This window comes from Winogradskyella poriferorum (assembly GCF_050618035.1).
Classification (GTDB): Bacteria; Bacteroidota; Bacteroidia; order Flavobacteriales; family Flavobacteriaceae; genus Winogradskyella; species Winogradskyella poriferorum_A.
Genome location: NZ_JBODPY010000001.1, coordinates 715,523 through 735,596 on the forward strand (window position 1 = coordinate 715,523; position 20,074 = coordinate 735,596).

Sequence of the window (20,074 nt, forward strand, 5' to 3'; positions counted from 1 at the left end):
ATTTTAATTGTCATTTCCCTAAATTTGGTAAGATTCTGTTAATTTAGAAACCGTAAATGTTAATTCCCTATGAAAGATCTTAAGTACTTGGCTGCATTTTCTATCCCAACAGTAGCGCTATTTGGTTTATTTTTTCAAGATTATTGGGTTTGGGCAACGCCAATTTTTGCATTTGTATGTATCCCTGTTTTAGAATTAATCTTCCCTGTTGATACTTCAAATCTAGATGGCGATACTGTTGAATCAAAAGTTAAGAACAAGGTATTTGACTGGCTGTTATATCTTAACCTTCCAATAGTATTTGGCATTGTAATCTATGGATTATATCTCGTCTCAGCGACACCTTTAGAAACTTATGAATTTATTGGCTTGGTGTTTTCGGTTGGTATTGTACTCGGTGTAAATGGAATTAATGTAGCCCATGAACTTGGTCACAGACAAAAAACTAACGAACGTTTTCTTGGTAAAGCCCTACTCCTTCCCTCATTTTATATGCATTTTTATATTGAACATAATTATGGGCACCACCTCAATGCAGCAACTCCTGAGGATCCTGCTACTGCGAAATATAATCAATCTGTTTATTCCTTCTGGGTTACTTCAACCATAAGACAATATTTTAGCGCTTGGCGCATTCAAAATAAGCTATTAAAAAATGCTGGAAGTACTTTTTGGTCCTTCAAAAACGATATGCTTTGGTATACAATTCTTCAGTTAACCTATTTAGCTATTGTAGTTCTGGCTTTTGGAACCATTGCATTACTTTTTGCTATTGCCTCTGGTATTGTTGGCTTTGTGCTTTTAGAGACTGTGAATTATATAGAGCATTATGGGTTAATGCGTTTACAAACTAAATCTGGCCGTTATGAACGTGTTAAAGAAGTGCATTCTTGGAACTCTAATCATGTGATTGGCCGAATTGTCTTATATGAACTAACAAGACACAGTGATCATCATTTTAAATCCTCGAAAAAATATCAAGTTTTAGATTGCCATGAGGAAAGCCCTCAGATGCCTTTTGGCTATCCTACGTCTATGGTTTTATCCATGATTCCTCCATTATGGTTTAAGATTATGAACAAACGTGTGCCTAAATCAATGATTATATCTTAAACTTAATTGCTTTGTGGTAAAGCTATATCAAACTATCTTTGCGACTCTAAAGTCGTTATATGTCTAAAAATGTTAGAGTGCGCTTTGCGCCAAGCCCAACAGGACCCTTGCATATTGGTGGTGTAAGAACCGCTCTTTTTAACTATCTGTTTGCGAAAAAACACAACGGTGAGTTTGTTTTACGTATTGAAGATACCGATCAAAACAGATATGTAGATGGTGCCGAAAACTATATAGTTGAAGCTTTAAACTGGTGTGGTATTCCATTTGATGAAGGACCTGGTAAAAATGAAAAGTTTGGACCATATAGACAAAGTGAGCGCAAACACCTATACCGCAAATATGCAGACGAACTAGTTTCAAACGGCAAGGCCTACTACGCTTTTGACACTGCAGATCAATTAGACGCACATAGAAAAGATCATGAAGCACAAGGAAAAACCTTTATATACAATTGGCATAATCGTGAAAAAGGGCGCTTAGTAAATTCTCTAGTACTATCGGAAGAAGAAACAAAAGCTAAACTTGAATCTGGTGAGGATTATGTTATTCGATTTAAATCGCCTCAAGACCAAACATTACAACTTAAAGATATTGTAAGAGGCGACATTACCATAGATACAAATGTCCTTGACGACAAGGTTTTGTTTAAAAGTGATGGTATGCCTACCTATCATTTAGCCAATATAGTAGACGACCATCTTATGGAAATCTCACATGTAATTCGTGGTGAAGAATGGTTGCCATCATTAGCACTTCATCAACTCTTATATAATGCTTTTGAATGGGAAGCGCCTCAATTTGCCCATTTGCCATTAATATTAAAACCAACAGGAAAAGGAAAACTCAGCAAGCGCGATGGTGATAAGCTTGGGTTTCCTGTTTTTCCATTACAATGGGAAGACCCTCAAACACAATCTATTTCAAGAGGTTACAAAGAAGATGGCTACTTCCCTGAAGCCGTTGTAAATTTTTTAGCTTTCCTTGGTTGGAATCCTGGAACTGAGCAAGAACTATTTAGCCTAAAAGAACTTGTAAATGCTTTTGATATAAATAAGGTAAATAAAGCGGGTGCACGATTTGATCCAGATAAGACCAAATGGTTTAATCACCACTATATGCAAGAACAACTAGACTTGGATTTGGCTAACACATTTAAGGCAAATAGAACTGAGCTTTCTGAAATTGATACAAATTATGTAGCGCTTGTTATTGGCTTGGTTAAGGAGCGTGCTACTTTCATCAATGATTTCTGGGATCTTAGTCATTACTTCTTTATGTCTCCAGAAGTTTACGATGAAAAGGCTTCTAAAAAAGCCATAAAAGAAGACACTTTTGAAATCTTACAAACCGTAATAAACATTGTAACGAGCACCAGAGAGTTTACAGTTCAAAATTTGCAGAGCAAAATTAAAGGTTGGATAACCGATAACGGCATTGGTTTCGGAAAAGTGATGATGCCTTTGCGTCTTGCATTAGTTGGAGCTTTACAAGGCCCTGATGTTTTCGAAATAATGTTTATGATCGGTAAAAATGAAACGGTAAAACGTATAGACGCGTTAATCAAACATTTTAACTAAAACGTAATTAAGGCCATAAAGTTTATCATGGATTGATTTCCTTTAAAATCAGAATTTCCAGAGTGAGGCCCTATTTCTGTAACATTGTCGTTGAGTTTATTCAAAATATTGGTAAAACCATAAATATATTGGGCTCTAAGCTTAAATGCACCAAAGCCAATAGTTGCGCCAATTGCTCCGTTAGCATTGATCTGGGAAATCTCCTCAATATCTTTAGCTAAAACACTATTTCCGTTGTTTAAATAAACATAAAGGTTCTCCTCATTATTTGAGCTTAAATCTAACTTACCATTGTATTGAATCATTGGTCCAGCATCTATGGTTAATAGATTGGGCACTACTTTTACATGAAATAAAAGTGCAAGCTGAACAGCCATTATATCATATTCAACTTGTTTATCTCCGACCAAATCAATATATGTCTCATAACCTGAAAACTCAATGCTATTACTAGATATTTGAAGGCCATAGCTAATGTTATACCATTTATGTGGCAGATCTCCAGTGGCGGATGAACTTATAAGCCAGCCGTTACCAGCTGTTGTATTGAAATTGTCGGTATTAATATCAAATTGTGTAATGCCTCCGCCAAGTGCGAAACCATTTTTTATCGTGTAACGTCTATGTTGTGCGTTAGAAAGTGTAACAAATGTTATGGTAAATGCTACTAATACTATGTGTTTAATGTAATTCATGTGTTTTATTGGGTGGCAAACAAACCTAAATAAAATAATTTAATATTACTTAAATTTAATACTTCATATTCACTAACCTAAAATAACTTAGTCATGGGTCAATTTTTTTTAATACCAATTATATTTTTTGGTCTTCTTATTTTTATTTCTTCATTCTTTATCGTTAAACAACAAACTGCCGCTATTATTGAGCGTTTTGGAAGATTTCAAGCAGTTAGACAATCTGGTTTAAGAATCAAAATACCTCTTGTAGATCGTGTTGCTGGACGTTTAAGTCTCAAAATTCAGCAGCTTGATGTTATTGTGGAAACTAAAACTTTAGATGATGTGTTTGTAAAACTTAAGGTTTCTGTACAATATGTTGTGGTAAAAAACAATGTTTATGATGCCTTCTATAAACTTGAATATCCACACGATCAAATCACATCATTTGTATTTGACGTGGTGCGTGCCGAGGTGCCAAAAATGAAGTTAGATGATGTCTTTGTTAAAAAAGATGATATAGCAATTGCGGTGAAGCGCGATCTTCAAGAATACATGTCTGATTATGGTTACGACATCATTAAAACTCTTGTTACTGATATTGACCCTGACGCACAAGTAAAAGCAGCAATGAATAGAATTAATGCATCTGAGCGCGAAAAAATTGCAGCACAGTTTGAGGGTGATGCTGCAAGAATTCTTATCGTAGAAAAAGCTAAAGCAGAAGCAGAAAGCAAGCGCTTACAAGGACAGGGTATCGCCGACCAAAGACGTGAAATCGCGCGTGGTTTAGAAGAGTCTGTAGAGGTATTAAACAAGGTTGGTATTAACTCGCAAGAAGCGTCAGCGCTAATTGTTGTAACCCAGCACTATGATACCTTGCAAGCTATTGGTGGAGAGACCAACAGTAATCTAATATTATTACCAAATTCACCTCAAGCAGGAAGTAACATGTTAAACGATATGGTGGCTAGTTTTACAGCTAGTAATCAAATTGGAGAGGCAATGAAAAACGCCAATAAAAAAGAAGACAATTAACTAGAATAAAAAACCGGAGCATCTTACTCCGGTTTTTTTTCTCTTATTTAAGTATTCTAAACCCAGCCGCAAAGAATGGATCCCATAGCAGCTAAAGTAATAGTCCAATAGCTAACATTTATTAAAATATACTTCCAACCTTTTCTTTCAAAAAGGGCATTAATACCTAAAACAGGCAACACAAAAAATATTGAGCCTATAGCGCCGTGTAACGCACCATGACCAAAATTACGGTGCATATTCCCAAACTCTTCCATAAAGGCTTTAAATGATTCTGCATCAGGATTAGTAAAAGCCAATTGCTGTGCTGCTACTTGATGGATTACCATACCGTTTACGGTGAATGCAAGCATAAATGATAGGACAAGTGTAACACCAAAAATTAACGCAATGTTTCCTGTTTTCATTTTTTCTTCGGTCATGCCAGAAGCTTTCATCCAAGCAGTTCCCATTACATTTGGATTATACCAAATAGCACCAATTATTAAGGGCAAAATTGCAGCCACAATAATTGCAACAAAGTTCAATTCCATAATTGTTTGATTTATAGTTAGTGACTCTAATGTACAAAAAAACCCTTTAGAGGGTTCTAAAGGGTGTATGTGTATTTATTATTTGAATTTAAATTTGCGACGCTTCTGCAACCAATAATTCATTCTTATCCTCTAGCCCCTTATTGATAAAATCATCAATGTTTTGGTTTCGTTTCAAACCGCTATTGAGCATTTCCTTCAACACAATCATGGTCGCAATTCTAGTACCTGATTTTTTGACTGCTGTTCCAAACAAAGGCTCCAACTCCTCATAAGAGATCTCTGAAGCAAGCTTTTGAATTTCTGCCTTTGCTTTTTGTTGTTTTTCTTCAGGAAGATTTGTGTACTTCTTTCCTAATTGTTGTACAACACTAATCGCCGAACGCTTTTGTTGTGGCTGTTTTTGTTGAGGTTTCTGATTGTTTTGTGGTTTTGGTTTTTGCTTTGCCCAACTATCTCTCAAACCAACTGTTTTATTAAATACTAAAGCACCACTTTTAGAGTCTGCATCGACAACAAAATACCCCAAACGCTGAAATTGAAATCTGTCTCCAGCACTAGCTTCAGATAAGCTAGGCTCTAGATAACCAGTTTTAATTTTCAAAGAATTAGGGTTTAAAAACTCCATAAAATCCTTGTCCTTGTCACCATCAGGTGACTCATCCATAAACAATCTATCGTATTCTCTAACTTCAGCTGTAATTGCATGTTTGATAGATACCCAATGCAATGTGCCTTTCACCTTCTTACTAGTATCAGTGTCATAAGTACAATGAATTTCTGTAATCTCACCAGATTCATCTTTTACAACCTCATTAGCTTTAATAATATATGCGTTTTTAAGCCTCACCTCTCCTCCTAGTCTTAGCCTAAAGAATTTATTACCTGCTTCTTCTTTAAAGTCTTCTCCTTCGATATAAATTTCTTTTGAAAAAGGGACTTTTCTAAATCCAGCACCAGCATCTTCTTGATTGTTCTCTGCATCTAGCCATTCTTCTTTGTCATCAGGATAATTGGTAATCACAACTTTAACAGGGTTAAGCACAGCCATAACCCTATTTGCGGTTTTATTTAAGTCCTCACGCACACAAAATTCTAAAAGCGAAACATCGATTACATTTTCGCGCTTAGCCACACCGACCTTTTCGATAAAATTTCGAATAGAGTTTGGTGTATACCCTCTTCGTCTTAATCCAGAAATAGTTGGCATTCTAGGATCATCCCAACCCGATACCACACCTTCTTCAACCAGTCGAAGTAACTTTCGTTTACTCATAATGGTATAGCTAAGATTTAAACGGGCAAATTCGCGCTGTTTTGGTGGTAAAGGCAACACATCCTTCGAATATTCATAAACATGGTCTCTAAACCAGTTATAAAGCTTTCTGTGAGGTTTAAACTCTAATGAACAAAGCGAGTGAGAGATTTGCTCTATGTAATCGCTCTCACCATGTGTCCAGTCATACATAGGATAAATGCACCACTCGTCACCAGTTCTGTGGTGATGCGCATACATAATACGGTACATAATAGGATCTCTCATTAACATGTTAGGATCCTTCATATCAATCTTAGCCCTTAAAACGTGAGTGCCTGCAGGGAATTCACCAGCCTTCATTCTTTGAAATAAGTCTAGATTCTCCTCAACACTTCTTCCTCTATATGGGCTGTTGGTGCCTGGCTCAGTTGGTGTTCCTTTTTGCTCCGCCATAACTTCTGATGATTGGCTATCTACATAAGCTCTTCCATCTTTTATCATCTTTATAGCCCAATCATATAGCTTTTCAAAATAATCAGAAGAGTAGAGCTCGTTAGCCCATTTGTAGCCCAACCAAGAAATATCCTTTTTAATCGCATCTACATATTCTTGCTCTTCTTTAGCTGGATTAGTGTCATCAAACCTTAAATTAACAGGTGCGCCATACTTCTCACCCAACCCAAAACTTATACCAATAGCCTTGGTGTGTCCTATGTGTAAATACCCATTTGGTTCTGGTGGAAAACGAAAGCGCAAATTTTCTTTTGGAAGACCATTTGCTAAATCCTCTTCTATAATATGCTCAATAAAATTGAGTGATTTTATCTCCTCTGACATCTCAAAATTTTAATGCGTAAAATTAAGTAAAATGTAACATTAATACACTATACACTACGTATAGAATAGAAACCTTTTAAACCAAAAAACGATGAATTATAAATGTCCAAAATGTGAGAATACAACCTATGAGCTTGGAGAAATGAGAGCTACTGGTGGAACCCTCTCCAAAATATTTGATGTGCAAAACAAAAAATTTACTTCTGTAACTTGTAAAAATTGCACGTACACTGAATTTTTTAAAGCTAAAACCAGCGCTATCAGCAACATATTTGACTTTTTTACTAATTAATAAGAGCCTTTCTTTATCAGCTTTATAAAGGCTTATATTTGTAATATGGGAATAATTAAAGTTAAAAATATTCGTGTATATGCACACCATGGTTGCCTTAAAGAAGAGACCATAATAGGTAGTGATTATAGAGTGGATTTAGTCGTTAAAGTAGATCTGTCTAAATCTGCAAGAACGGATGAGTTATCCGACACTGTTGATTATGTTTTTTTGAACAGGGTTGTACGAGAAGAAATGGCTATTCCTTCAAAATTATTGGAAACGGTTGCACAACGTATATTAGACCGTATTTTCGCCGAAGATAAGCTCGTAAAAAAAGCTGATGTATCCGTTAGTAAAATTAATCCTCCAATAGGTGGTGATGTGGAAATGGTGACTATAAAAATGTCGCAGAAAGCCAATAAATAACTTATAATTTTTATATTTGCTCACCCTTATAAGGGCGTCTTGGCCGAGTGGCTAGGCAAAGGTCTGCAAAACCTTGTACAGCGGTTCGAATCCGCTAGACGCCTCTCTAAAACCCTTCTAAACGAAGGGTTTTTTTATTTATTACTCTCAAGGTATTCGACCAATTTAGCGATGCTTTGAGGGTCTTTAATATTTACTTTATTGTCCTTTTTGTAGTTGCTATATTTCTTCTTAAGTCTACTGTATTTCTTCTTAATGTCCCTTAAAGATTCAATCGTGATTTCACCTTTACTTGTAACAATAAAATATCGGTATTTGAGCTCTGCAGTATACAGCTCAGGGAGCTCTAAATCGTAAAAAATATTTTGATTAAAAACTTGTCTTTGTACTACAGCTGTCCCTGTTTGACTAGAGCTACCATAAGCACTACGATCTTCAGTGCTTGATTTAAGAACACAATAGTATTCAACAAACAAATCAGTATCAGAATCAAAAAGCAATTCATAAAACTTACCGCTTCTATTTACAAACTTCCTTTTTCCTACATAAAGTGTATCAGCATTTCTTGCTAAGTCATTTCGCAAAGGCACATACTTACCGTCTTCTTTCAAAACTACAGCTTCCACTAGAGCATTGTAATTCACCTTACCCTTACTCAGCTCTCCATTTTTATCTAACAAAACTCCTTCTGTAAATTCAGGCAATACATAATGCTCTCTTTTGCCTTGAGAAAAGCCACACATTACAGAACATACAATTAATGCTGTTATAAGTTTATTCATAACCTAATAGGTTTAGTAATTTATATCTTGATTTATTGGGTTCACCTTATCGATCTGTTCTTTACTTTTTTCATAAAGTTCTGGAAACAAACCTTGTGTTAATAGAAGTATACCAAAACCTAAAATGACAATAGCAATGATTTTTTTTGTTTTAAAAACTCTCCTAGGTGTTAACTTATTCTTTAATCGTTTAGCTAAGGCAATTTTTATTAAATCTGTTAAAAAATAGGTCGTAAGCATGGTAACTATAAACACAATAATACCATTTTCAGATTTAGTAAGGGATGTTCCTATCACAATAAACCCAAGCCAACCAAGCAAGACACCTATATTTATAAAATTGAGTAAAAATCCTTTTATAAATAATTTCCCATAGTCTCTTTTAGGAAGTTCAATTCTGCCGTATTCTTTAACTATAGATCGGAAAGATCGAGATGTTTTTATAAATGATATTATACCGTAAACCACTAATAATACACCACCAAAAATTAGAAAATTAGGATCGTCCTTTATCTTATCTACAAGTTTATTGGTACTAAAAAAAGCAAGTGCTATAAAGACTACATCGGCAAATATTACACCTAGATCAAATATTACAGCACTTTTAAAGCCTTTAGTTGCACCTGTTTCAAGTAAAACAAAGAAGACTGGTCCAATTGTAAACGCTAAGATTACACCAAATGGAATTGCCGTTAAAATATCATCAATCATGTAAAGCTTTGGATTTACACAAATGTAATAATTCTGCTATTTACATACGCTTGATTCGTCCTCCAAAAACACGACTCTCATCGATTCGTTTTGGATTTCCGTAGATATAAACATCACCACCTGCTCGGATTCTTACATCAACAAATTCTGAAGCATTGATAAAAGCCTCTCCTGCGGCATTAATGCTAACCTCTGTTTTCTCGGTAATAAACTCCTTTGCGTTAACAATGCCGCCAGTATATATTGATAAATCTTGATTTTTAGAACTCCCAGAAACATTTATAATCCCTCCTGTTACAGCTCTAACTGTAGCATATTTAGTCTTAAGATCTGTAGTAATCTCAGCTCCTTCTTGAGCTCTTAGTTCTATCTCAAATTGTTCTATTGTCTCTTTTACGGCAACTTTAGATCCCTCGTTAGCGTCGATCTCTTCTACAGAGGTATAATATAAACTTACAACAGTGTCATTACCGTCATATATTTCTTCGATATTCATACGAATTTTTAGTTTACCATTTTTGTTTAATACCTCAACATCGTTTTTGTTTCTTCCAGAAATAACAACCTTATTTTCATTAGACTGAATCATATTAAGATTAATTAAATCATAGACCTTAACAGTAGAAAACTCTCCTAAAGATTTTTCAATGGTCTGTTGGGCAAGAACTGGTAAACTGATAATAAACGCGAGGATTAATGTGAATTTTTTCATAATAGCTTAATTAATAATTTTTTATTCTGTGACTTTAACTGCAGTACCTGTTACAGATACCATAGCATAATTACTTGTGGTTAGTTCTATTTCAACTTTTATACCAACCACGGCATTTGCATTTAATTTTTTTGCATTCTCCCTTAATTTCTGAAACGCATTCTCTTTTACGTTGTCTACACTATCTTGAATTTTGTTGATATACTTAGACATACTAAATCCCATTGATAGGACTTCACTGTTCATAGAAACACCAGTTACTATTCCTAAATAATCAACAATTTTGAAACCTTCGATAGTATTAGTGGTAGTTAAAATCATATAGATTTGTTTTTTAAGTAAGCCTCCCAGAGTTCTTGTGGATTAACAACAGTTAAATCTACTTTACCACAAGAACCACATATTTGTGCTCTTAGTTTACCCTTTTCAAATTTATTTAAAAATGCCCTATCCGTTGTTTGCACAATAACAGATAAGTCGTTTTTTACGTTGCCATGACCGAAATCTACTATTTTCATATCGTGCATTAGTTTTGACGATCCGCATGCATTACATATATCGTTTTTCATAAATGAGAAATATTACTCTATCTAAATTTGACTAACATCTTCTATATTAATCCTCAGCCTTTCCAATCATGTAAAAATCAAGATGTTTTCGTACGAGATCAGTACTCTTAACTTTCACAATAACCTCCTCGCCTAGCTGATACATGCTGTGTGTATTTCTTCCGATCATAGCGTAAAGGTCTTGATCAAAATCATAGCTATCGTCTTTTAGGTCTCTTATACTCACCATACCTTCACACTTATTAGTCATAATTTCAACATAAATTCCCCAATCTGTAACACCAGAAATAACACCTTTAAATTCTTCGTCTTGATGATCTTGCATAAAACGTATCTGCATATACTTTATAGAATCACGTTCTGCTTTAGTAGCTAAATATTCCATATTACTGCTATGCTTACACTTTTCTTCATACAACTCCTCATTAGCAGATTTTCCACCATCTAAATAGTGTTGTAACAATCTGTGCGCCATCACATCTGGATAACGTCGAATAGGTGAAGTAAAATGTGAATAATACTGAAAAGCTAAACCATAATGACCTATATTTTGGGTTGTATATTCTGCCTTAGACATACTCCTAACAGCTAATGTGTCTACGAGATTTTGTTCCTTCTTACCTACCACATCGACTAAAAGTTTGTTTAACGAAGAAGCCACACTACTTCGGTCTTTAAAATTTAATTTATGACCAAATCGGCTTACTATATTTTGAAGCTGCGATAATTTTGCTTCATCTGGTTCGTCGTGAACACGATAAACAAAAGTTTTCTTAGGGTTCTGTTTTCCAATAAATTCAGCTACTTTTTTATTAGCTAGGAGCATGAACTCTTCAATTAACTTATTCGCATCTTTACTTGTTTTAAAGAATACGCCTGTTGGGTTTGCCTCTTCATCTAAATGAAATTTTACCTCAACCTTATCAAAAGATATAGCACCAGTTCGCATACGTGTAGCACGCATTTTTTTTGCCAATTCATCTAGTTTTATAATAGCGTCGGCAATAGCTTGATCCGTTTTATAGGCTTTACCAGTTAATGAAACATCTTCTGGTATTAAATTAGATTGTGTTTCAATAATAGATTGTGCCTCTTCATATGCAAATCTTGCATCAGAATATGTAACTGTTCTACCAAACCATTGGTTTTTAATTTCACACTTATCATTCATCTTAAAAACTGCAGAAAAGGTGTATTTCTCTTCGTGTGGTCTCAGCGAACATGCGCCATTTGAAAGTACTTCTGGTAGCATAGGTACTACTCTATCTACCAAATAGATTGACGTAGCACGCTCATAAGCTTCATCATCTAAAACCGTATCTGGTTTTACATAATGAGATACATCTGCAATATGAATTCCTATTTCATATAAACCGTCTTCTAATACTTTAAAAGATAAAGCATCATCAAAATCTTTAGCATCTTTAGGATCTATTGTAAAAGTTAAATCATTACGCATATCTCTACGCTTTGCTATCTCCTCCTTAGTAATTGAAAGATCTAGTTTCTTAACGTAAGACTCAACTTCATAAGGGAATTCATGTGGTAGTCCATATTCTGCTAAAATAGAATGGATTTCGGTGCTATGTTCACCAGGTTTTCCTAATACTTTCACTACTTTACCATAAGGGGAACTTGCATTATCTGGCCAATCTGTCAGTGCTACCAAAACTTTATCACCATCTTCAGCTTTTTTTGTTTTATTTATTGGAACAAAAATATCTGTATACATTTTTGAATTGTCTGCGACTACAAATGCAAAATTCTTCTTATCCTGGATTTGAATAGTACCAACATATTCAGTTTTAGCACGTTTTATAATTTGGGTTATTTCACCTTCTTGTTTACCTCTATGTTTTCTTCGATACGCATAAAATTCAACCTCATCTCCATCTAAAGCTTTGTTTATATTATTTGAAGCTATAAAAATATCCTCTTCGAAATCGTCACATATAACATAACCATTACCCTTGGATGATAAATCTAAAATACCTGTAAAATATTCCGTAGTAACGAACGCTTTAAACTTACCTCGATCGACTTCTTCAATTTCACCTTTAATCTTTAGCTGTGCTAGTTTTTTAATGATTTGGTTTCTACTACTAGCATCATTAACACCAAGCTTAGAAGCAATCTGTTTATAGTTAAACGTTTTATTACGTTCTTTTTTTAAAATACTAAGAATTGTATTCGTTAAGTTAGAAATCTTGTTTGTTCTAGATCTCCTTTTTTTCTTTCTTGCCATTTAGTTTGTAATCATTTTCATTTTCCTAAAGGTGATAGGAATTCTTTTCTAAAACTTGACATCGGCGGAAGTAAGGGTATCAAGTTTCCTACAAAATTACACTAATAAAGTAATAAAGTGTTTAGTTAAGGTTAAATTAAAAAAATTCACTTATTCACATTTTATATTATTACTATTATTCTTTATTTAAAATTTAAAAAAAGAAATAGTGATTATTATTGTTTGTTAATTGTTAGTATAAGTTTTAGTAGTTTTATTTTGAAAAATTATAATTTACAATCTGTCACTAATTAGTTAACATAATAAAAAGTTATAAACTGTTGATTTTAAAGGAAATCTTACTTATTATAAACAGCTGTTAATATCTATTGTTAATAGAATAATTTTATAATTATTTAGAATAACAGTGTTAATTTCTCTTATTAGGTATATGAATAACTTACTAGAAAAAAATGACTAAATAATTTTTATTTCTCGCTCTACTTTTGGTTTGAAAAAATATTCAACTCTTCCTAATTTTTCTTTTAAATAGTTGTAAACAGTTATTAACATGTAGTGATATAAACTATTAACCAGATTTAAAAAAGTGTAACTTTGTTGTTCATTATTAATAGCTATAAAAAATGACGGTTTCAATAGGAAATGATCATGCAGGACCAGAGTATAAATCTGCAATTGTAAAACATCTAGAAGAGAAGGGATTTAGTATTACAAATTATGGTACGGATACCACGAACAGTGCAGATTATCCAGACTTTGTTCATCCTGTTGCTAGCGATGTAGATGCTGGAAAAGTAGATTTTGGAATTTTAATTTGTGGTACGGCTAATGGTGTAGCTATGACTGCAAATAAATACCAAAAGGTTAGGGCAGGAGTATGTTGGAATTCTGAAATTACACATCTAACAAGACAGCATAACGATGCTAATATTATTTGTATACCTGCACGATTTACATCCATTCTTCAGGCTATAAAAATGGTTGATGTATTTATAAATACGGAGTTTGAAGGTGGTCGTCATAAACGACGTATAGATAAGATTCCATTATCATGTTAAATGGGTCACTCACATTCCCATAAACATCACCATCACCACGATCATAATGGTCGTAATCTATTCATTTCAATTCTTTTAAACATCGCTATAACAATAGCGCAAGTTATTGGTGGTATTGTTTCAGGAAGCTTAGCATTATTAAGCGATGCATTACACAATTTTACAGATGTAGTATCTCTAATAATCAGTTGGATTGCTAATAAACTTGTAAAGAAAAAAGCCTCCTTAAAACGTACTTTTGGTTATAAACGTGCTGAGATTTTAGCTGCTTTTATAAATGCATCTTCTTTAATAATCATAGCTATCTTATTAATTATTGAAGCTATTGATAGGTTTTCAAACCCTCAGCAAATTGAATCCAATCTTGTTATCTGGCTCTCTGCAATCGCAATACTTGGTAATGGATTAAGTGTATTATTATTAAAGAAAAGTGCGGATCATAATATGAATATGAAAAGCGCCTATTTACACCTACTTACAGATATGATGGCTAGTGTAGCTGTACTTATTGGTGGTTTGTTGATGAAATTCTATGAGATCTGGTGGATTGATAGTGTATTAACCTTAGCCATTGCTATTTATCTTGTTATAATGGGTTGGGATCTATTAAAAAACTCGTTTAAGGTATTGATGTTATTTACACCAGATTCAATGTCTGTGAAAACTATAGTTGCTGATATACAAACAATTAAAGAAGTAAAGAATGTGCACCATGTACATATTTGGCAATTAAATGAAGACGAAGTTCATTTAGAAGCACACATTGATTTTAATGAGGATATAACATTATCACAATTTGATTTAATATTAAATCAAATTGAGGAATTAATATTTAAAAAGTACGATATTAATCACATTAATATTCAGCCAGAATATGGAAAATGTGATGCAAAGGATGTTATTGTACAAGATTAAACAACCATGTTAAAAACAGAAGTATTATCATTTGAAGAACTGAATACACAACAGTTGTATGATTTATTACAACTAAGAAGTGAAGTGTTTGTTGTGGAACAAGATTGTGTTTATCAAGATATAGATGGTAAAGATCAAAAGGCACTTCATGTTCTTGGCTATAGTAATCATGAGCTTGTGGCATATACTAGGATTTTTAAACCAGGAGATTATTTTAATGAAGCTAGTATTGGAAGGGTAGTAGTTAAAGCCTCTTATCGTCAACATAAATATGGTTACGATATTATGAATGCTTCTATTGAGGCAGTTATAAAGAATTATAAAACTTCAGAAATCCGTATCTCAGCCCAAACTTATTTAAAGTCTTTTTATAATAACTTAGGATTTGTTGAGGTAGGAGAGGAGTACTTGGAAGATGGTATTCCACACATTAATATGCTAAGAGCTTAATTAGCGTTTTTATCAATTTTAGTAACCTGTATTTCTACACGTCTATCAAAGGCAGGTTCACCACCAAGAGGAAATTTACGCTTTAAACCAACATAGCGCATACGTGTGCGACTTACACCTTTTTTTGCAAGGAAATCATAAACAGTTTTTGCTCTAGCTACGGAAAGGTTTCTTTTTTTTGTTTTTCTATCAATAGCATCTCGAGTGCCATGGGTGCAACAAACATGACCCTCTACAGTAAAGTAGATATCTTTACGCTCAACCAGAACTTCTGCAATTTTATCTAATCTTATCTTAGACTCTTTGGTTAGATAACTATATCCTGTTTTAAATAATATATTTTCTAGAAGTATTTTATCACCTTCTTTAAGATCGCTCTTTAACTTATCTTCAGTTGATTTTTTAATTGGTTTTGATACAATTTTCCTTGGTGGATCATAAGGTTGTACAATAATCTCAACCTTACGGTTTAAACCTCTAATCTTGCTAAGATTTTCCTCATGAATTATGTTGAGCAGTATTTCACCTTTACCATCAACATTGGTAATCTTGGACTCATCAAATTCATTATTAGAAAACACCTCTTTAATAGCATCTGCGCGCTGTTGCGACAGGACCATATTATAGGAGTCACTTCCTCTATCATCACAAAATCCATAAATAGAAACCTTCTCAATATCTAGGTTTTCTATATCAGATAAAAATAGGAGTAATCTGCTATGTTCGGTTTCTGGAATATCAAATTTATCAGTTTCAAAATAGACCTGATGCTTCAATACTTTCTGTGAAAAAGAAAGCTGAATAAAAAAGCACATAAAAATGATTAAGGGTCTCATTTTATCCAATAATTTCTTAGAACCAAAGGGTTTCTCAAATGTTAAATATAAATAATTTTAATTTTTTACCTCAAAATACTAGCATATTGCTCAGGATTATTGAGGATACTTAGCCCTTTTTTAATGTCAGAATTATTGGCTTTGTAGTAGCTGTATAAGCCCTCACTGTAGAAGTAACGCTTTATTATTTCATCAGTTAGCAATGCTTTTAACTGTGTTTTATTAGCATCTATTGCGTTAGACTTAAAGGCTTGTAATGAGGCAGATAAATTATGAAAATCAGAATCTATTACACGAGTCAATTCCTCATCTTCAGCTATAGCCATAGCCTCATTAAAAGCTTGTTCGGTTTTAGTTTCAAAGTTGAAACCAGATTGTTTTAAGTATTTTTTGAAATCTTTATAGTCAGCTTCAGAAAATTCAAATTCTAACAACTCATCTACTGTGTTATTATAGTAAAAATTGGTAGCATAATTAAAAACTAGATTTTCATTTAGAATAGCCTTTGTAATTGTGGATTCTTTACCAAATTCAACCTCTACATCAGGTTCAATACCACCACCATCAAATACCTCTCTTCCGTTTCTTGTTTTGAAACTGTTGTAATTTTCTTTCTTAACTCTAGTAGCCTTACCGTTTTCATCGCGATTCCAGTAATCTAAAGCTTGGATGCATCTTCCTGATGGAGTGTAATATCTTGAAATAGTTATTTTCATTTGAGTTCCATAGGTGAGAGCCTTTGGTCTTTGCACTAAGCCTTTTCCAAAACTTCTTGTTCCAACTACCACAGCTCTATCCATATCTTGTAGCGCTCCAGAAACAATTTCGCTTGCCGAAGCACTTCTACCATCTATTAAAATAACTAAAGGTATTTCTGTATCTACGGCATCACGCCTTGTATAATAGGTCTTGTTGTATTTTTTAACTTTTGACTTTGTAGTCACTACAAGCTGGTTCTTTGGTACAAAAATATTAGTGACATTAACCGCTTCATTTAATAGACCACCTGGATTACCTCTAAGATCTAATATAAGTTGAGTGGCGCCTTGATTTTTTAATACTCTTAGTGCACTTATTGTTTCTGAAGACGCCTTTTCATTAAATTTTCGTAGCACGATATACCCTGTTTTCTCATCAACCATGGAGTAATGTGGTACAGCTTTTATTTCAAGAGATTCACGGATAATTTTAATTGTATTGGTTGCTCCTTGGCGATTATAGGTGATATTAACCTCAGTACCAGCAGCACCTTGAAGTAAATTTGCGGCGTCATCCTTAAAATCTGAAACGACAACATTATCAACTTTTATAATCTCATCTCCAGCCTTTAGACCTGCTTTATCAGCCGCATAGTTTTTGTAAGGCTCAACAATCACTAATTTATCTTTTAGTGTAAGGACCTTAGCACCGATTCCGGTATAGTCACCAGCATTATTAATACGAGAAGCTTCTACATCTTGTTCGTTATAAAACTGTGTGTAAGGATCTAAATCATCTAACATGCTCTTAATAGCAGTATCCATTAGGTCTCCAGGATTGGTATCATCAACATAATTCATGTTGAGTTCTTTAAATAGAGTTGTGAATATTTCTATTTGTTTGGCAATTTCAAAGAAATCACTTTTAAATGCTGTGGCGCCAAAAAATAGACAGATGGCAAGAACAGGTATGATTATTCTTTTATGTAATAAGGCTTTCATTAGTTTGAGGTTTTATCTAGAAACTTATTGAACAATTTCTTCATTGCTTCATTTAGTTGCTCAAAAGTTGTTCCATCTTTACTAAGATACAAAATCATAAACGCATAAGGTGTTGAACTATTGTTAAAGAAATCACCTCTATTGAGTCTGTATGCCTCTCTCATTAGGCGTTTAATTCTATTTCTAGAAACTGCTTTTTTGTGGAGTTTTTTACTTACAGATACACCACACTTAATAACGCTATCATCATTAAATTCTGTTTCAAGATAAACTAAGCGCAACGGAAAAGCTGTTACAGATTTACCTTCTGCAAAAAGCAAATCGATGCTCTTTTTACTCTTTAGTTTGTCTTTCTTACTGTATTTAAATGACATTTTTTGGTTCAATTGGCTGTAAAATTAGAATTGTATTCTGGTTTGTCCAAAATCTGTAGTGGGACCGCTATGATAAAAATCATGTTTTTAGGCTCTAATTTGGAGTAACTTACATAGATAAATCAATACTTGGCTTTAATTATGGGACACTTAGACGTAAAACAACTTAAAAGCCCTAAAGATAAAGCATTATATATTCACCATTTGGTAAAAGATCTTGAGGCGTTGGATATAATGCTAAAAAAAGAAATGATTGAAGAAGAACCAATTCGTATTGGCGCCGAACAAGAATTCTGTGTTGTTACCAAAGACTATTTTCCAAACAATAACAGCATTGAAGTGCTTAAAGAAATAAACGATGAGCATTTCACAACAGAAATAGGAAAATATAATCTTGAAATAAATTCAGACCCTTTGATTCTAAAAGGGAAGTGTTTTTCGCAACTTCACTTAGATCTTAAATCTTTATTGAAAAAAGCTGAAGAAGCGGCTCACAAAAAAGATTCAAAAATAATTCTAACAGGAATTTTACCTACACTTCGCCTTAAGCATATAGGAGAGGAGTATATGACCAACATGCCAAGGTATCATGTTCTTAATAATTCACTCAAAGATTCAAGACGAGAAAACTTTAATATACACATTAAAGGAGTTGATGAACTAAACCTCATTCATGATTGTGTTATGTTAGAAGCTTGTAACACAAGCTTCCAGACCCATCTGCAGATAGCACCACAAGAATTTGTTGACAAGTATAATTGGGCACAGGCTATTGCGGGACCTGTATTGGCGAGTTGTGTTAATTCACCAATTTTATTTGGTCGAGAGCTTTGGTCTGAAACAAGAATTGCACTCTTTACTCAGAGCATCGATACACGAGCAAATTCTTTTATACATAACGAAAAACAATCTCGTGTAAGTTTTGGTGCTGACTGGGAGCGTGGTAGTGTAAGTGATATTTTTAGAGACCACATTGCTAGGTTTAGAAGTTTATTAACCTCAGATGAGCATGATAATAGTTTAGATCTTTTAGAAGCAGATAAAATACCCAAACTAAGAGCTTTACAACTTCATAACGGAACTGTTTATAAATGGAACAGAGTATGTTATGGTGTTGGTGGTGGTAAACCACACCTAAGAATAGAGTGTCGATACATACCATCTGGTCCTACACTAAAGGATGAAATTGCCAACATGGTGTTCTGGGTAGGTTTAATGAAAGGCCAGCCAGAGAAGTACAAAGACATTCATCTCAATATGGATTTTAAAGATGCTAAAAACAACTTCTTTAAAGCGGCCCGAAATGGGATGGAAACTCAATTTAAATGGAATAAAAAATTAGTATCAGCGCAAGATTTAATCCTGCATGAGTTCTTGCCAATAGCTAGAAAAGGCCTAGAACAAATGAATGTTGATAAAGATGATATTAATACTTATTTGCTTGTTATAGAAAACAGGTTAAAATCTAACAATGGTGCCGAATGGATGATAAGTAGTTTTAGGGAATTGCAAAAATCCAAAACCAATTTTGAGGCCCTTCAGAATATGACCGCCTATATGCATAAGAATCAACTAAAAGATAAAACAGTAGATACTTGGGGGAAATTTAATCCTGATCAGAACCTTAAAATTGATATCAGTCGTATTGTGAAGCACAATATGAACACAAAAATTTTATTGGTAGATCAAAACGACAGCTTAGAACTGGTAAGTAATATTATGAGGTGGAAGAAAATTCATCATATGCCAGTCATTAATAAGAAAAAGGAATTGACAGGATTATTGTCCTGGACTGATTTGATAAAATTAGGAAATAAAGAACTACACCTTCGTGTAAAGGATGTAATGACTAAGGCGCTTATTACCATATCTCAAGAAGCTTCTTTAGAGGACGCAAAAAACCTAATGAAGACCTATGATATAAACTGTTTGCCAGTTGTTAGAAATAAAGAACTTTTAGGCATTTTAACCTCAAGTGATTTTTAA

At 33.7% G+C, this 20,074-nt stretch carries 21 protein-coding genes and 1 tRNA gene; 10 read left to right on the top strand and 12 right to left on the bottom strand.

Annotated elements, in window-relative coordinates; all coding sequences use genetic code 11:
• Positions 1 to 69: 69 nt before the first annotated feature.
• Together ACRHOC_RS03165 and gltX are read left to right on the top strand one after the other, a co-directional pair.
• Positions 70 to 1,113, top strand: a complete 1,044-nt coding sequence (locus tag ACRHOC_RS03165) for an alkane 1-monooxygenase (RefSeq protein WP_431157071.1) — start codon at positions 70 to 72, stop codon at positions 1,111 to 1,113.
• A 59-nt stretch (positions 1,114 to 1,172) separates the two neighbouring features.
• Positions 1,173 to 2,693 carry a glutamate--tRNA ligase gene (gltX, locus tag ACRHOC_RS03170; protein ID WP_431157072.1) on the top strand — a complete coding sequence of 507 codons (1,521 nt, stop codon included), beginning with the start codon at positions 1,173 to 1,175 and terminating at the stop codon, positions 2,691 to 2,693.
• Here the strand turns inward: gltX and ACRHOC_RS03175 are convergent.
• Positions 2,690 to 3,388 (bottom strand): hypothetical protein, encoded by a 699-nt coding sequence (locus ACRHOC_RS03175; protein WP_431157073.1) that lies wholly within the window; start codon positions 3,386 to 3,388, stop codon positions 2,690 to 2,692. The two genes, gltX and ACRHOC_RS03175, sit on opposite strands and share 4 nt — an antisense overlap.
• Before the next feature lie 93 nt (positions 3,389 to 3,481).
• On the opposite strand from ACRHOC_RS03175, the gene ACRHOC_RS03180 reads away from it, so the two are divergent.
• The gene (locus ACRHOC_RS03180; RefSeq protein ID WP_431157074.1) at positions 3,482 to 4,408 is read left to right on the top strand and encodes an SPFH domain-containing protein; all 927 of its coding nucleotides are present in this window, start codon (positions 3,482 to 3,484) and stop codon (positions 4,406 to 4,408) included.
• 56 nt (positions 4,409 to 4,464) lie between these two features.
• On the opposite strand, the gene ACRHOC_RS03185 is transcribed toward ACRHOC_RS03180, so the two are convergent.
• Positions 4,465 to 4,941 (bottom strand): DUF1761 domain-containing protein, encoded by a 477-nt coding sequence (locus tag ACRHOC_RS03185; protein WP_431157075.1) that lies wholly within the window; start codon positions 4,939 to 4,941, stop codon positions 4,465 to 4,467.
• Between the two features lie 88 nt (positions 4,942 to 5,029).
• Positions 5,030 to 7,036 (bottom strand): glutamine--tRNA ligase/YqeY domain fusion protein, encoded by a 2,007-nt coding sequence (locus ACRHOC_RS03190; RefSeq protein ID WP_431157076.1) that lies wholly within the window; start codon positions 7,034 to 7,036, stop codon positions 5,030 to 5,032.
• Positions 7,037 to 7,127: 91 nt separating this feature from the next.
• Between ACRHOC_RS03190 and ACRHOC_RS03195 the strand changes: the two genes are divergently transcribed.
• From ACRHOC_RS03195 to ACRHOC_RS03205, 3 genes are all read left to right on the top strand, one after another.
• On the top strand, positions 7,128 to 7,328 hold the full coding sequence (locus ACRHOC_RS03195) for a zinc ribbon domain-containing protein (RefSeq protein ID WP_431157077.1): 201 nt from the start codon (positions 7,128 to 7,130) through the stop codon (positions 7,326 to 7,328).
• A gap of 45 nt (positions 7,329 to 7,373) precedes the next feature.
• A complete protein-coding gene (gene folB / locus ACRHOC_RS03200; protein WP_431157078.1) occupies positions 7,374 to 7,736 on the top strand; it encodes a dihydroneopterin aldolase in 363 nt (120 codons plus the stop codon).
• A 33-nt stretch (positions 7,737 to 7,769) separates the two neighbouring features.
• Positions 7,770 to 7,840: transfer RNA gene (locus tag ACRHOC_RS03205), tRNA-Cys, on the top strand.
• A gap of 30 nt (positions 7,841 to 7,870) precedes the next feature.
• Here ACRHOC_RS03205 and ACRHOC_RS03210 read toward each other — a convergent pair.
• From ACRHOC_RS03210 to rnr, 6 genes are read right to left on the bottom strand one after another with little or no spacing between them, the layout of a single operon-like run.
• Positions 7,871 to 8,518 (bottom strand): hypothetical protein, encoded by a 648-nt coding sequence (locus tag ACRHOC_RS03210; protein WP_431157079.1) that lies wholly within the window; start codon positions 8,516 to 8,518, stop codon positions 7,871 to 7,873.
• A gap of 12 nt (positions 8,519 to 8,530) precedes the next feature.
• The gene (locus tag ACRHOC_RS03215) at positions 8,531 to 9,229 is read right to left on the bottom strand and encodes a LysE family translocator (protein WP_431157080.1); all 699 of its coding nucleotides are present in this window, start codon (positions 9,227 to 9,229) and stop codon (positions 8,531 to 8,533) included.
• Positions 9,230 to 9,269: 40 nt separating this feature from the next.
• A complete protein-coding gene (locus ACRHOC_RS03220) occupies positions 9,270 to 9,941 on the bottom strand; it encodes a head GIN domain-containing protein (RefSeq protein ID WP_431157081.1) in 672 nt (223 codons plus the stop codon).
• 21 nt (positions 9,942 to 9,962) lie between these two features.
• Positions 9,963 to 10,262 (bottom strand): YbjQ family protein, encoded by a 300-nt coding sequence (locus ACRHOC_RS03225; RefSeq protein WP_431157082.1) that lies wholly within the window; start codon positions 10,260 to 10,262, stop codon positions 9,963 to 9,965.
• On the bottom strand, positions 10,259 to 10,510 hold the full coding sequence (locus ACRHOC_RS03230; RefSeq protein WP_431157083.1) for a hypothetical protein: 252 nt from the start codon (positions 10,508 to 10,510) through the stop codon (positions 10,259 to 10,261). Before ACRHOC_RS03230 ends, ACRHOC_RS03225 begins: the two co-directional genes overlap by 4 nt.
• Before the next feature lie 46 nt (positions 10,511 to 10,556).
• The gene (rnr, locus tag ACRHOC_RS03235) at positions 10,557 to 12,755 is read right to left on the bottom strand and encodes a ribonuclease R (protein ID WP_431157084.1); all 2,199 of its coding nucleotides are present in this window, start codon (positions 12,753 to 12,755) and stop codon (positions 10,557 to 10,559) included.
• Positions 12,756 to 13,378: 623 nt separating this feature from the next.
• Here rnr and rpiB point away from each other — a divergent pair.
• Genes rpiB through ACRHOC_RS03250 form a run of 3 tightly spaced genes read left to right on the top strand, consistent with a single transcriptional unit; the run spans position 13,379 to position 15,178 of the window.
• On the top strand, positions 13,379 to 13,813 hold the full coding sequence (gene rpiB, locus ACRHOC_RS03240) for a ribose 5-phosphate isomerase B (RefSeq protein ID WP_431157085.1): 435 nt from the start codon (positions 13,379 to 13,381) through the stop codon (positions 13,811 to 13,813).
• The gene (locus ACRHOC_RS03245; protein ID WP_431157086.1) at positions 13,814 to 14,728 is read left to right on the top strand and encodes a cation diffusion facilitator family transporter; all 915 of its coding nucleotides are present in this window, start codon (positions 13,814 to 13,816) and stop codon (positions 14,726 to 14,728) included.
• A 6-nt stretch (positions 14,729 to 14,734) separates the two neighbouring features.
• Positions 14,735 to 15,178 (top strand): GNAT family N-acetyltransferase, encoded by a 444-nt coding sequence (locus tag ACRHOC_RS03250; protein ID WP_431157087.1) that lies wholly within the window; start codon positions 14,735 to 14,737, stop codon positions 15,176 to 15,178.
• Here the strand turns inward: ACRHOC_RS03250 and ACRHOC_RS03255 are convergent.
• The 3 genes from ACRHOC_RS03255 to rnpA form a co-directional block, all read right to left on the bottom strand.
• Entirely contained in the window at positions 15,175 to 15,993 is an 819-nt protein-coding gene (locus ACRHOC_RS03255; RefSeq protein WP_431157088.1) for an OmpA family protein, read from the bottom strand. The genes ACRHOC_RS03250 and ACRHOC_RS03255 overlap by 4 nt on opposite strands.
• Before the next feature lie 86 nt (positions 15,994 to 16,079).
• A complete protein-coding gene (locus ACRHOC_RS03260; RefSeq protein ID WP_431157089.1) occupies positions 16,080 to 17,714 on the bottom strand; it encodes a S41 family peptidase in 1,635 nt (544 codons plus the stop codon).
• On the bottom strand, positions 17,714 to 18,088 hold the full coding sequence (rnpA, locus tag ACRHOC_RS03265; protein WP_431157090.1) for a ribonuclease P protein component: 375 nt from the start codon (positions 18,086 to 18,088) through the stop codon (positions 17,714 to 17,716). Before rnpA ends, ACRHOC_RS03260 begins: the two co-directional genes overlap by 1 nt.
• A gap of 141 nt (positions 18,089 to 18,229) precedes the next feature.
• Between rnpA and ACRHOC_RS03270 the strand changes: the two genes are divergently transcribed.
• Entirely contained in the window at positions 18,230 to 20,074 is a 1,845-nt protein-coding gene (locus ACRHOC_RS03270) for a CBS domain-containing protein (protein ID WP_431157091.1), read from the top strand.